The organism is Corynebacterium sp. TAE3-ERU16 (assembly GCF_019209935.1).
GTDB lineage: Bacteria > Actinomycetota > Actinomycetes > Mycobacteriales > Mycobacteriaceae > Corynebacterium > Corynebacterium antarcticum.
Window position 1 is genome coordinate 22,757 of record NZ_JAHUTN010000011.1, and the last position, 12,522, is coordinate 35,278.

Below are 12,522 nucleotides of genomic sequence, written 5' to 3' on the forward strand. Positions count from 1 at the left end.
CGGGGATCCGTGTTTCCCGGTGGTTCCGCCGGGCGCGCGTGCCTGGGGCGCCGGATCCGGGTCCTTTAGTACATTGGTATCCATGAACGACGCCGATGAGACAGCGACAGCCCCCGGAACAGGGCCGGACCAGGGTCGACAGCGGAATGACATCTGGCAGGTGGCGCTGGTTGTTCTGGTTGTGCTCGCGGTGGTCGCCGTCGTGGTGATGCTGTTCACCGGTAGCGACGTCGCGTTGAAGATCAGTGTTGTCGCGGCCCTCTGGGCCGCTGTCCTCGGGATAATCCTCGTCGCCCGTTACCGCGGTCAGGTCGCTGCTGTGGAACGCGAGCGGGAGCTCGCGGAGCGGGAATACGAGGAGGACCTCCGGCTCGAGACCGCCGTGCACCGGGAGCAGGAGCACATTCTCCAGCAGAGCTACCTCGAATCCCTGGACGAGTACCGGGACACCGCCCTCGCCGAGATCCGGGAACAACTCGAAGCCATGCGGGCGCAGCTGGAGGAGCTCAGCGGACAGACCTGGAGCTACGAACCCGCCGCCCTGCAGGCCGAGGCACGTCGGATCCAGGAGCTGCTGGCCGGTCCGGCCCGGACCGCGGACGACTCCGGGCGGCACGGCCACCCCGGAGCGGACACCGCGGAAGCACAGACCCCGGTTCGCGCGGAACCCGCGGTGTCGGAGGTTCCCGTGGAAGAGGAGTCCCGGGACATCCGGGATGTCGAGGATGTCGAGGAGGTCTCCCCCGAGGAACAGGCGCCGGCCACCTCCCCGGTCCGGCCCCCCGCCGCGGCGGACGCCGACATTCCGGCCGCCTCCGGATCACGCTCACCGTCAGCGGTCGAGGCCCGACGGCCGGAACCCTCCGCCGGGGCCGTGGAGGACGCGACAATCGCAACCGGCCACCCGGACGGCGACTCAGCCGCTGAAGACGCCGTCGACGACGAGGACACCACCGGGGCTTTCGCGCCCGTGTCCAGGCCCTCCTGGTTGACCTCACCGTCGGCCCTGAAGCCGAATCCGCTGATCACCGGCGGATCCGTGCCGGGGGGTGGGGTGCCCACCGACGCCAGCTACCTGATCGCCGGCGGTTCCCGGGACACGGAACAGGCACCCTCATCCGGGTCGGCAGCGGAGGATCCGCCACCGTGGCCCGCCACCGGGGCGGATTCCGGCTCCCACGGGGTTCACGGGGACAAGGGTTTCGACACCGGCGCCATGGGGACGGTCCCCTGGGACGCGTCCGAGCGGTCTGCGGCGCACGCTGCCCCGCCTGCCGGTTCCCCGGACGAGCGTCGGGACGCCGGGCACGACACCGAGGTCCCCCGGCACGGGCGGCGTCGCCGGGACGAGCGTGGCGGCGGCATCTCGGTCGCCGAACTACTGGAGAATCTCCGCGACAACGCGGACGACGATCAGTGACCCCGCCGCGGCTGAGGATCGGGTTCTACGGAACTGATGGGATCGCTGCGGGACTGGCTGAACGGTTGACCGGCATCGGGCACAGGGTCGTCGCCGCCGTCGATCCCCGGCGAACCGACATCCGGTTCCGGTTTCCGGCCGGTGGTGGGGTGGACACGGAGATCGGGGCGTTGCGGCGGTGCGAGCTCGTCCTCATCTGTGTGGCCGACGAGGATCTCCCGGTCGCGGTCGGGGAGCTGATCCCGCACGTGAGCAGGGCACAGATGATCGCCCATCTGTGTGCCTCCCAGGGCACGCGGGCACTCGGACCCCTCGTCGACGAGGTGGCACTGGTGATGGCGCTCCACCCGTGCGTGTACCCCGTCGGCTCCCCGGACAAGGCGGGTGTGCTCCGCGACGCCGACGCCCTGGAGTCGGTGCCGTGGCTCGTGACAGCCGACCCCGGGCCGCCGGAGGGAGTGGCTGAGGTGTTCGTCGCCGAGCTCGGCGGTTGGCCCGTCCCCGTGCCGGAGAACGAGCGGCCGGCGTTCGCCGCCGGGCTGCAGCACGCCACGGAGCATCTGATGACAGTGGTCGATGACGCGTGTTCCATGATCGACGAGGCCTACTTCCGCAGTGGCGGTCCGCAGGAGGGGATCGGGCGCGCGCTGCTCCGGCAGACGTCGCGCAGGGTGCTCGAGGTGGCGCTCGCGGATCCGGACCACAGCGTGCCGGGGCCGGTCTACCGGGCGTCCGTGGACACGGTCCGCAGGCAGCACGATCTGGGGATCCCGGATAGCGCGACGGCCCGGAGCTACCGTGACCTGGCCCGGCGGACCGCGGAGCTCACTCCGTTCGGTGACATCGACATCGAGTTGTGGGCGGACCAGCCTTCCGGCGGGGATCCCGGGCGCGAGGAATGACCGGATCACCCCCGATTGGGGTCTCTCTTTAGTCGAGTGACATTCGTGCAGACCATCACATGTATCAGAGTTTCATCTGTATTGCTTCACGCCAACATGGCTGCTCGGACCCTCTTTCCTGGGCATCGCCACTCCCGGCGATGGGGACCGGCGATGTCACCGACACGGTAAACCCGAATGTCGGATGCCGATTCTGCATAGGCTCTAGGCGTGCAACTGACCCGGTTCTCCGATCTCGCCCTGCGGACCCTCATGCGTCTCGGGGAGGCTTCCGCAGTCGGTGCCACCCGTGTGACGGTGGCCGACCTGGCCGCCGCCATCGAGGCCCCCGACACCCACGTCGCCAAGGTCGTGTCCAGACTGGCCAAGCTCGGTGTCGTACGCAGCATCCGCGGCCGGTCCGGCGGCGTTCTCCTCTCGGAGTCGGCACCGACCCACAGCGTCGGTGCACTGCTCCGCGAGCTGGAACCGAAATCACCGGTGATCGACTGCTCGGTACCGTCCCCCTGTCCCTATCTGGAGGGGGACTGCCTGCTGCGGCACCGGCTCGCCGACGCCACGGAAGCTTTCTACCGGAGCCTGGATGATCTCCGCGTCGCGGACCTCATCGCCGATGCCGCACCAGCCCGACGGGGCGCCGTTCCCCTGGGTCTACCGCACTCCCAATGACCCCCGCCCGCGCGGGCGTGCCGCTCCACGCCGCAACGGATCATCTACCGAGGAGCAACCAGCTCATGTTCGTGACCACCCAGCCCGACACCTCCCGCACGCTGTCCGAGAAGAACGCCGACATCGTCCGCGCGACCCTGCCCGTGATCGGCGCGCACATCAACGAGATCACCCCGATCTTCTACGACAAGATGTTCACCGCGCACCCGGAGCTGATCAGCGACCTGTTCAACCGGGGCAACCAGGCCGCCGGTGAACAGCCGAAGGCGCTCGCCGCGTCGATCGCCACCTTCGCCACCATGCTCGTCGACCCGGACGCCCCGGACCCGGTCGAGATGCTCGGCCGCATCGGCCACAAGCACGTCTCCCTCGGCGTGACCCGCGACCAGTACCAGATCGTCCACGACAATCTCTTCGCCGCCATCGTCGACGTCCTGGGTGACGCGATCACCCCCGAGATCGCCGGCGCGTGGGACGAGGTCTACTGGCTCATGGCGGACGTTCTGATCGACTTCGAGGAGGACCTCTACGCCTCCGACGGTGTCGGGCCCGGCGAGGTGTTCCGCGATGTCACGGTCACCGAGAAGTACGATCTCCCCGGTGACGTGACCGTCTACACCCTGAGCGGTGATCTCTCGATCCCGCGTCCCGGCCAGTACACCTCGGTCGGGGTGAAGTTGGACGACGGCGCGCGCCAGCTGCGCCAGTACTCCATCATCGGCGGCGACGCCACGAAACTGACCATCGCGGTCCGCCGCGAGGGCGAGGTATCCGGGTTCCTGCGCGACCGTGTCGACGTCGGGGACACCGTCCAGGCGACCCTGCCCGCCGGTGACCTCGTCCTCGACGACGCCGACAACCCGGTCGTCCTCGTGTCCTCCGGAATCGGATCCACGCCGATGACCGGCATGCTGCACCACCTCGCGACGACCGGTTCGTCCCGTCCGGTCACCGTTCTGCACACCGATGTCGACGAGGAGCACTTCGCGCAGCACGAGCAGATGGCCGCGTACGTCGCCGAGATCCCCGGCGCCACGATGCAGGTCCGCTACCGCTCGAACAACGAGCGCATCGACATCGCGGAGCACCTGCCCGCCGGGGCGACCGTGTACCTGTGCGGCGGCAACGGCTTCCTGCAGGCGCTGCGCGACCAGATCGCGGCCCTGCCCGCCGACCGCGCGCCGAAGGCCGTGCACTTCGAGCTGTTCTCCCCGAACGACTGGCTCATCAGCTAGCGACGCCCGGGAGGTGATCGGCGCACACGTATCGACTACGCTGGCGGGATGTGACTGACACGAAGAAGAACCCCGCCGTGACCACGCCCGACGCCGACGACGTCCCGGAGCAGCTCCGCATCCGCCGTGAGAAGCGGGCCCGGCTGCTCGACGCCGGCGTCGAGGCCTACCCGGTGGAGGTGAAGCGCAGCACGTCCATCGCGGACCTGCGGGACCGCTACCGGGTTCTCCCCGAGGACGCCGACGAGGCCGCCGCCGTCGAACGCGAGGACGGCGTCACCTACCTGGAGAAGGGACAGGAGACCGACGACACCGTCTCCATCGCCGGCCGGGTCATCTTCGTGCGCAACACCGGAAAACTCTGCTTCGCCAGCATCCAGGACGGCGACGGCACCCAGGTGCAGGCCATGCTCTCCCTCGCGGAGATCGGCGAGGACGCGCTCGCGGGCTGGAAGAGCGACGTCGACCTCGGTGACTTCGTCTCCGTCACCGGCCGGGTCATCTCCTCCCGTCGCGGCGAACTCTCCGTCATGGCCTCGGAGTGGCAGATGGCGTCCAAGTCGCTGCGCCCCCTGCCCGTCGCCCACAAGGACCTGAGCGAGGACACCCGCGTCCGGCACCGCTACACCGACCTGATCATGCGCCCCGCCGCACGGGAGAACGCGCTGACCCGGATCAGGGTGATGCGCGCACTGCGCCACCACCTGGAGGACGAGGGCTTCCTCGAGGTCGAGACCCCGATGCTGCAGACCCTGCACGGTGGCGCCGCCGCCCGCCCCTTCAAGACCCACTCGAACGCCCTCGACATCGACCTCTACCTGCGCATCGCACCGGAGCTCTACCTCAAGCGCTGCGTCGTCGGCGGCATCGACCGCGTCTTCGAGGTCAACCGCAACTTCCGCAACGAGGGCGTCGACTCATCCCACAGCCCCGAGTTCGCGATGCTGGAGACCTACCAGGCGTGGGGCACCTACGACGACGGCGCGGAGACCATCAAGAATCTCATCCAGGCCGTCGCCACCGAGGTGTTCGGCTCCACCACGGTCACCCTCGCCGACGGTACCGAGTATGACCTCGGCGGGGAAACGTGGCAGACCCTCGAGATGTACCCCTCGCTCAACGAGGCGCTCGCCCGGAAGTACCCCGGGCAGCCCGAGGTCACCGTGGACAGCACCGTCGAGGAACTCAGGGCCATCGCGGAGGTGATCGGTCTGACGGTCCCGCAGAACGCAGGCTGGGGCCACGGCAAGCTCGTCGAGGAGATCTGGGAGGTGCTCTGCGAGGACCAGCTCCACGGCCCCGTCTTCGTCCGCGACTTCCCCGTCGAGACCTCACCGCTGACCCGCCAGCACCGCGACAAGCCCGGGGTCACCGAGAAGTGGGACCTCTACGTCCGCGGCTTCGAGCTGGCCACCGGCTACTCCGAGCTCATCGACCCCGTCATCCAGCGGGAGCGGTTCGTCGACCAGGCCCGGCTAGCCGCCGACGGCGACGACGAGGCGATGGTCCTCGACGAGGACTTCCTCACCGCGATGGAGCAGGGCATGCCCCCGACCGCCGGCTGCGGCATGGGAATCGACCGGCTGCTCATGGCGCTGACCGGCCTCGGGATCAGGGAGACGATCCTGTTCCCGATGGTCAAGCCCGAGCCCAGGCAGTAGCACCCGCCACGACGGACGGCCCGGCACCTCCCACTGGGGAGTGTGCCGGACCGTCTCCGCTTTTCCGGGATCAGTCCCGGCTCTCCGGCAGTTCGATGTACCGCGTCGGCCGCAGCCGCGGGATCACGAGCCGCTCGATCAGTCCGAGAACCAGCATGAACACGATGAAGATCACGTAGATCACCGCGGTCGTGGTCACCGACCTGACCAGACCGATCTCCGTGGCGTTCATGAAGTCGTAGGGGTAGTAGCCACCGGTGGCCTGCGCCCGCCAGAACGTCCAGGCCGTCCAGACCACCGGGATGATCAGCGCACCGAGCAGGGTGCGCGGGCGCACGTCCGGGCGTTTCCGCTGCGTCATGTGGAGCAGCCAGATCACCGGGAGCAGGATCGGCATGATGCCGTGGATGATGGGCGCGGTGAACGCCTGCGTGCCGGTGTTCGGCGAGCCATCCGCGATCAGCAGGTGGTACACCAGCCCCGTTGCCATGAGCATGATCGTCGCGTCCAGCCGGAGCACCGCCCCCAGCCAGCCGCCGTCGCGGCCCCGGACGAACCACAGTGCGTAGGAGAGACCCGCCGCGGCGCCGACGATGTTCGACCACAGGGTGAAGTACGAGTAGTAGGCCAGGAGCTTCTCGCCCGTGGACCCGAACGCGGGGTAGTCGGTGAACGGGGTGGTGGCCGCACCGTAACCACCGACGACAGCGGCGCTCACGCCGAGGAGCACCGCCACGAGTCCCAGGAACCGGATCACTGAGGATGTCATTTGGCTGACCTTACAACATGCCGTGAGCGACAATCGGCGGATTGACCCGGAATCGGTCCGGAAACGGTGTTTCCGGACCGTGTTCGCTACCGGCGTACAGCGTGCCACGGAAGCGTGGAAACACTGTCTCACCTGGGGTTCGAGCCACGCTCTGACCAGAGTTGCGTCGCCTGGGGTGCACCATCGCCGGGTGGGCGGAATGTCGGCGCCCGTGCGCAGGTTACAGTGGTGGCACTAACACCCAGCGATTCCAGGGGAGAGATATGTTCGAGAGGTTTACCGACCGCGCCCGCCGCGTCATCGTCCTGGCTCAGGAGGAGGCGCGGATGCTGAACCACAATTACATCGGCACCGAGCACATCCTCCTGGGACTGATCCACGAGGGCGAGGGTGTCGCAGCGAAGGCGCTCGAGTCCATGGGTATCTCGCTGGACGCCGTGCGTCAGGAGGTCGAGGAGATCATCGGCCACGGCACCCAGCCGCACACCGGTCACATCCCCTTCACCCCGCGGGCGAAGAAGGTCCTCGAGCTCTCGCTGCGCGAGGGACTGCAGATGGGCCACAAGTACATCGGCACCGAGTTCCTGCTCCTCGGCCTCATCCGTGAGGGCGAGGGCGTCGCCGCCCAGGTGCTGGTCAAGCTCGGCGCCGACCTCCCGCGTGTCCGCCAGCAGGTCATCCAGCTGCTCTCCGGGTACGAGGGCGGCCAGGGTGATTCCCCCGAGGGTGGCCCCAGCGGGCCGGAGGCCGTCGGCGCGGGTGCCAATCCCACGGGGCGCACGGGCGGTCCCGCCGGTGAGCGTTCCAATTCGCTGGTCCTCGACCAGTTCGGCCGCAACCTGACCATCGCGGCGAAGGAGGGCAAGCTCGATCCGGTCGTCGGCCGGGAGAAGGAGATCGAGCGGATCATGCAGGTCCTCTCCCGCCGGACGAAGAACAACCCGGTGCTCATCGGCGAGCCCGGTGTCGGTAAGACCGCCGTCGTCGAGGGCCTGGCGCTGGACATCGTCAACGGCAAGGTTCCGGAGACCCTGAAGGACAAGCAGGTCTACTCGCTCGACCTCGGCTCCCTCGTCGCCGGTTCACGTTACCGCGGTGACTTCGAGGAGCGCCTGAAGAAGGTGCTCAAGGAGATCAACCAGCGCGGCGACATCATCCTGTTCATCGACGAGATCCACACCCTCGTCGGTGCAGGTGCCGCGGAAGGCGCGATCGACGCCGCCAGCCTGCTCAAGCCGAAGCTGGCCCGAGGTGAACTGCAGACCATCGGTGCGACGACGCTCGACGAGTACCGCAAGCACATCGAGAAGGACGCCGCCCTCGAGCGTCGCTTCCAGCCCGTCCAGGTCCCCGAGCCGAGTGTCGAGATGACCATCGAGATCCTCAAGGGTCTGCGCGACCGCTACGAGGCGCACCACCGGGTCTCCATCACGGACGGTGCACTGGCCGCCGCGGCGAATCTCTCGGACCGTTACATCAACGACCGCTTCCTCCCCGACAAGGCGGTCGACCTCATCGACGAGGCGGGCGCCCGCATGCGCATCAAGCGGATGACCGCGCCCGAGGGTCTGCGCGAGATCGACGAGCGCATAAACGACGTGCGCCGCGAGAAAGAGGCGGCCATCGACGAGCAGGACTTCGAGAAGGCTGCCGGCCTGCGCGACAAGGAACGCAAGCTCGGTGAGGAGCGTGCGGAGAAGGAGAAGCAGTGGCGCTCGGGTGACCTCGAGGAGGTCGCCGAGGTCGGCGAGGAGCAGATTGCCGAGGTGCTGGGCAACTGGACCGGGATCCCCGTGTTCAAGCTCACCGAGGAGGAGTCCTCCCGGCTGCTGCGCATGGAGGATGAGCTGCACAAGCGGATCATCGGCCAGGATGACGCGGTCAAGGCCGTCTCCCGCGCGATCCGACGTACCCGTGCCGGCCTGAAGGACCCGAAGCGCCCCAGTGGTTCGTTCATCTTCGCGGGCCCGTCCGGTGTCGGCAAGACGGAGCTGTCCAAGGCGCTGGCGAACTTCCTGTTCGGCGAGGATGATGCCCTCATCCAGATCGACATGGGCGAATTCCACGACCGCTTCACCGCTTCCCGCCTCTTCGGTGCGCCCCCCGGGTACGTCGGCTACGAGGAGGGTGGCCAGCTCACCGAGAAGGTGCGCCGCAAGCCGTTCTCCGTCGTGCTGTTCGACGAGATCGAGAAGGCGCACAAGGAGATCTACAACACCCTGCTGCAGGTGCTGGAGGAGGGCCGTCTCACCGACGGTCAGGGCCGGGTCGTCGACTTCAAGAACACGGTGCTCATCTTCACCTCGAACCTGGGTACCCAGGACATCTCCAAGGCCGTCGGCATGGGATTCTCCGGCAGCGGTGCGATGGGGGTCGAGGGGCAGTACGAGCGGATGAAGCAGAAGGTCAACGACGAGCTGAAGAAGCACTTCCGCCCCGAGTTCCTCAACCGCATCGACGATGTCGTGGTGTTCCACCAGCTCACCGAGGAACAGATCGTCGAGATGGTCGACCTCATCGCAGCACGTGTCACCAAGGCGCTGCACGCCAAGGACATGGATCTCGAGCTCACCGACAAGGCCAAGCGACTTCTGGCCAAGCGCGGTTTCGACCCGGTGCTCGGTGCCCGTCCGCTGCGCCGCACGATCCAGCGGGAGATCGAGGACACCCTGTCCGAGAAGATCCTGTTCGGCGAGCTCGGTGCCGGTGAGATCGTCACCGTCGACGTCGAGAACTGGGACGGCGAATCCAAGGCGACCGACGCCACCTTCACGTTCACCCCGCGGCCGAAGCCGCTGCCGGAGGACGGGGAGTTCAGCGAGATCAGCGTCGAGGCCGCCGAGGCCATCAAGGACGTCTCCGACGCCGCAGATGGCGACGTTCCCGAGGGCGACACCGCCAGGGAGATCGAGGCGGAGGAGATCATCGAGTCCGCCGAGCACGTCGAGAACCCGGATCACCCGGACCAGGACAAGGGACGCAACTCCGCCCCCGACGACGACGGCGACACCGAGGCCGGCGGTGGACAGGCCCCCGCAGGCACCGTCTGACCAACGCTGACGCACCACGGCAGGGCCCCGCCCGGAGTTCGATACTCCGGGCGGGGCCCTGCTCCGTGTCCGGCCGTCGGTTCCGGGACGCATGATCTCGCCCGGGCGGTGCTCCCGCAGCACGAACCGCGCCGAGGCCCCCGGGACGTCGGGTGTGAGGGGCCACGGGTCGAACCCGGTGAAGGACACCCGCGAATAAGACCGGTCGCGGGCGGCGCCCCGGGCGGTCGTAGAATCGGGTGGAATGGTGTTTCCTCCGGAGAATCCGGCACGAACGGACCGTGGAATACCCGGGTGTGTCCGATCGGGCATGTCCACCAATCGAGCAAGCAGGAGAATCAGTGGGGCTGAACTACCGTCGACGCAAATCACTCGGCAAGGGCACGTGGCTCAATCTGTCGGGATCGGGGGCGTCCGTGTCCAAGCGGTTCGGGCCGCTCACGGTCAACTCCCGGGGCCGGGTCTCGCTCCGGCTCCCGGGCGGACTCAACTGGCGCGGTCGCTGGCGCTGAGCCCGCCCGGTGGCGGGACGAACCACGGAAGACCCGGTGAGACGTGAGGAAGGTGACTGGTTGTGGCGGATGGCAGCCGATCGGACGGTGAGCTGCAGCAGCTTATGCAGCTCCAGCAGCAGATGGGACGGGAGGCCGACGCGGTCCTGAGACTCGGCCTGATGATGACTGCCGCAGGCACCGGGGGGTACCGGGTGCTGCGCGCGATGAAGCGGGCCGCACGATCCCTCGGATTCGACCGGCTGGACGCCATCGTGTCCGTCAACACGATCACGTGCACGTTCCACCGGTGCGACATGTTCCGCACCGTCGTCGCGAACCACCACGAGCCTTCGGTCGACGCCTCCCGGATCGAGGCACTGGAGGATCTCACCCACCACATGCACCGCCGGTTCACCGTGGAGGAACTCAACCACCGGCTCGACGTCATCGAACGCACCGTGGTCAAACGCTGGTCCCGGCTGCTGCTCGCCATGGCGGCGGGGGTCGCCTGCGCCTCCTTCGCGGTCCTCAACCGCTATCCCGCCAGCGAGGCCGCGGTCGTCGCGGTCTCGGCGGCGTGCGGGCAGTTCGTCCGGGTGACCCTCGGTCGTAGGCACTTCAACCAGCTCGGCACCGTGTCCGCGGCCGGCGCCGTGGCGTGTCTCGTGTACTGGGCGGTCACGGTGCTGATCGGGATGATCGGGGACACCGACACGACCTCCTTCGCCGCCGGTTACGTCGCCGCGGTCCTGTTCCTCATCCCCGGGTTCCCGCTGTTCTCGGCGCTGCTGGACCTGACCCGCTTCGACATCACCGCGGGAATCTCCCGGTTGACCTACGCGGTGAGCGTCATCATCACCGCGACGATCTCCGTCGGGATGGTCAGTCTCGTGACCGGGCTCAACCCACTGCCCGCGAGCCCCGGGCCACCTTCCCCGGCATGGTGGGCGGCGGCCGCCGCCGCGAGCTTCCTCGGTGTCGCGGGGTTCGCGCTGCTGTTCAACTGCTCGCGCCGCATGGTGCTGCTCGGGGCGTCCGTCGCGATGGTCGCGAACATGACCCGGCTCGTGCTCGTGTTCCACCACGTGCCGCAGCACCTCGCCGCCTTCATCGCCGGAGTGCTCGTCGGCGTCATCGCCGCACTGATCCACCGGTCCGCCCGGGTTCCGAGGATCACCGTGACGGTGCCGGCCTCGGTCATCATGATTCCCGGTGTCGCCATGTACACCTCGATGTACGCGTTGAATACCGGGGACATGGACCTCGCGATGTCGGCGGCCGCTTCGGCGGCGTTGGTCGTCGTCTGCATTGCGGCGGGGCTGGCGCTCGCCAGGATGCTCACGGATCCGGACTGGGCCTACGGTCGGAGCATCGACCTGCACAAGCAGCTCACCGATCCGGCGCAGCACCCCGGCGGGGCAGACCTATCCGACCGTCCCCGTACTCCTCGGCGAGACCGTCACTGAGAAGCCCGAGCAGCGCCCGGGCACGCTGCTCCTCATCGGGCCACACGGCGTCCACCACGCGTCGGTGCACCGGCCCGTCCGCGTCCCGAAGCACCGCCATGATCTTTCCCCGCACCTGCCGGTCGGTGCCCGCGAACTTCTGCACCCGTTTCCGCGCCGCTCCGAGTTCCCCCTCTGTCGGCGCGGGGCAACCGGCCCGCTGCCACGCGCATTCCGTGCGCAACGGGCAGGCGTCACAGTCCGGGCGTGCGGCGGTGCACACCAGGGCGCCGAGCTCCATCAGCGCCACCGAGAACCGGGGGACCAGCTCCGGATCGGAGGGCAGGATCGATTCGACGTCGTCGAGGTCCCGGCGCCGTGGAGTCCCGGGGAGAAAGCGTCCCTCAATGAGCCGCCGGTACACGCGTCTCACGTTGGTGTCCACCACCGGAACGGGTCTCCCGTACGCGAACGCGGCCACGGCCCGCGCGGTGTAGTCACCGATCCCGGGGAGCGCGAGCAGCTCATCGACGTCGTCGGGAACCCGGCCATCGTGCCGGGTGGCGATCACCGCCGCGCACTCCTGCAGCCGGAGGGCCCGGCGGGGATAACCGAGGCGTCCCCAGGCCCGCAGGACCTCATCGGTGCCCGCCGCCGCCAGATCCGCCGGGGTCGGCCAGCGTCGCATCCACTCGCGCCAGATCGGCTCCACCCGGCGGACCGGGGTCTGCTGGCTCATCACCTCGGACAGCAGCACCCCCCACGCCCCCGTCGAGGGGGTGCGCCAGACTAGGTCACGCCGGTTGGCGTCGTACCAGCGCAGGAGGGTCCGGGTGATCACAAGGGCAGGAGTCTATCGGGTTCCGGTCCCCGGTCA

General features: G+C 68.4%; 10 protein-coding genes. 8 read left to right on the forward strand and 2 right to left on the reverse strand.

The features are described from left to right. Positions 1–82: 82 nt before the first annotated feature. From KRX55_RS10770 to lysS, 5 genes are all read left to right on the forward strand, one after another. Complete coding sequence (locus KRX55_RS10770; RefSeq protein ID WP_218407740.1) at positions 83–1,420, forward strand: DUF6779 domain-containing protein; 1,338 nt, start codon at positions 83–85, stop codon at positions 1,418–1,420. Then, on the forward strand, positions 1,417–2,322 hold the full coding sequence (locus tag KRX55_RS10775) for a DUF2520 domain-containing protein (protein ID WP_218407741.1): 906 nt from the start codon (positions 1,417–1,419) through the stop codon (positions 2,320–2,322). Before KRX55_RS10770 ends, KRX55_RS10775 begins: the two co-directional genes overlap by 4 nt. A gap of 210 nt (positions 2,323–2,532) precedes the next feature. Beyond that, positions 2,533–2,991, forward strand: coding sequence for an RrF2 family transcriptional regulator (locus tag KRX55_RS10780; protein ID WP_218407742.1), 459 nt, complete (start codon positions 2,533–2,535; stop codon positions 2,989–2,991). Positions 2,992–3,056: 65 nt separating this feature from the next. Next, positions 3,057–4,226, forward strand: coding sequence for a globin domain-containing protein (locus KRX55_RS10785; protein ID WP_218407743.1), 1,170 nt, complete (start codon positions 3,057–3,059; stop codon positions 4,224–4,226). Positions 4,227–4,276: 50 nt separating this feature from the next. Then, complete coding sequence (gene lysS, locus KRX55_RS10790) at positions 4,277–5,887, forward strand: lysine--tRNA ligase (protein WP_370625833.1); 1,611 nt, start codon at positions 4,277–4,279, stop codon at positions 5,885–5,887. Between the two features lie 70 nt (positions 5,888–5,957). Here the strand turns inward: lysS and KRX55_RS10795 are convergent, their stop codons facing one another. Further along, positions 5,958–6,656 (reverse strand): Pr6Pr family membrane protein, encoded by a 699-nt coding sequence (locus KRX55_RS10795; protein ID WP_218407744.1) that lies wholly within the window; start codon positions 6,654–6,656, stop codon positions 5,958–5,960. Between the two features lie 263 nt (positions 6,657–6,919). Between KRX55_RS10795 and KRX55_RS10800 the strand changes: the two genes are divergently transcribed. From KRX55_RS10800 to KRX55_RS10810, 3 genes are all read left to right on the forward strand, one after another. Next, the gene (locus KRX55_RS10800) at positions 6,920–9,706 is read left to right on the forward strand and encodes an ATP-dependent Clp protease ATP-binding subunit (protein ID WP_255567782.1); all 2,787 of its coding nucleotides are present in this window, start codon (positions 6,920–6,922) and stop codon (positions 9,704–9,706) included. Positions 9,707–10,047: 341 nt separating this feature from the next. Next, on the forward strand, positions 10,048–10,218 hold the full coding sequence (locus tag KRX55_RS10805; protein WP_200253495.1) for a DUF4236 domain-containing protein: 171 nt from the start codon (positions 10,048–10,050) through the stop codon (positions 10,216–10,218). A 122-nt stretch (positions 10,219–10,340) separates the two neighbouring features. After that, positions 10,341–11,666: a threonine/serine ThrE exporter family protein gene (locus KRX55_RS10810; RefSeq protein WP_218407801.1), complete on the forward strand. Its 1,326-nt coding sequence runs from the start codon at positions 10,341–10,343 to the stop codon at positions 11,664–11,666. Here KRX55_RS10810 and KRX55_RS10815 read toward each other — a convergent pair. Continuing rightward, the gene (locus KRX55_RS10815; RefSeq protein WP_370625834.1) at positions 11,590–12,486 is read right to left on the reverse strand and encodes an A/G-specific adenine glycosylase; all 897 of its coding nucleotides are present in this window, start codon (positions 12,484–12,486) and stop codon (positions 11,590–11,592) included. The two genes, KRX55_RS10810 and KRX55_RS10815, sit on opposite strands and share 77 nt — an antisense overlap. Between the last annotated feature and the right edge of the window lie 36 nt (positions 12,487–12,522).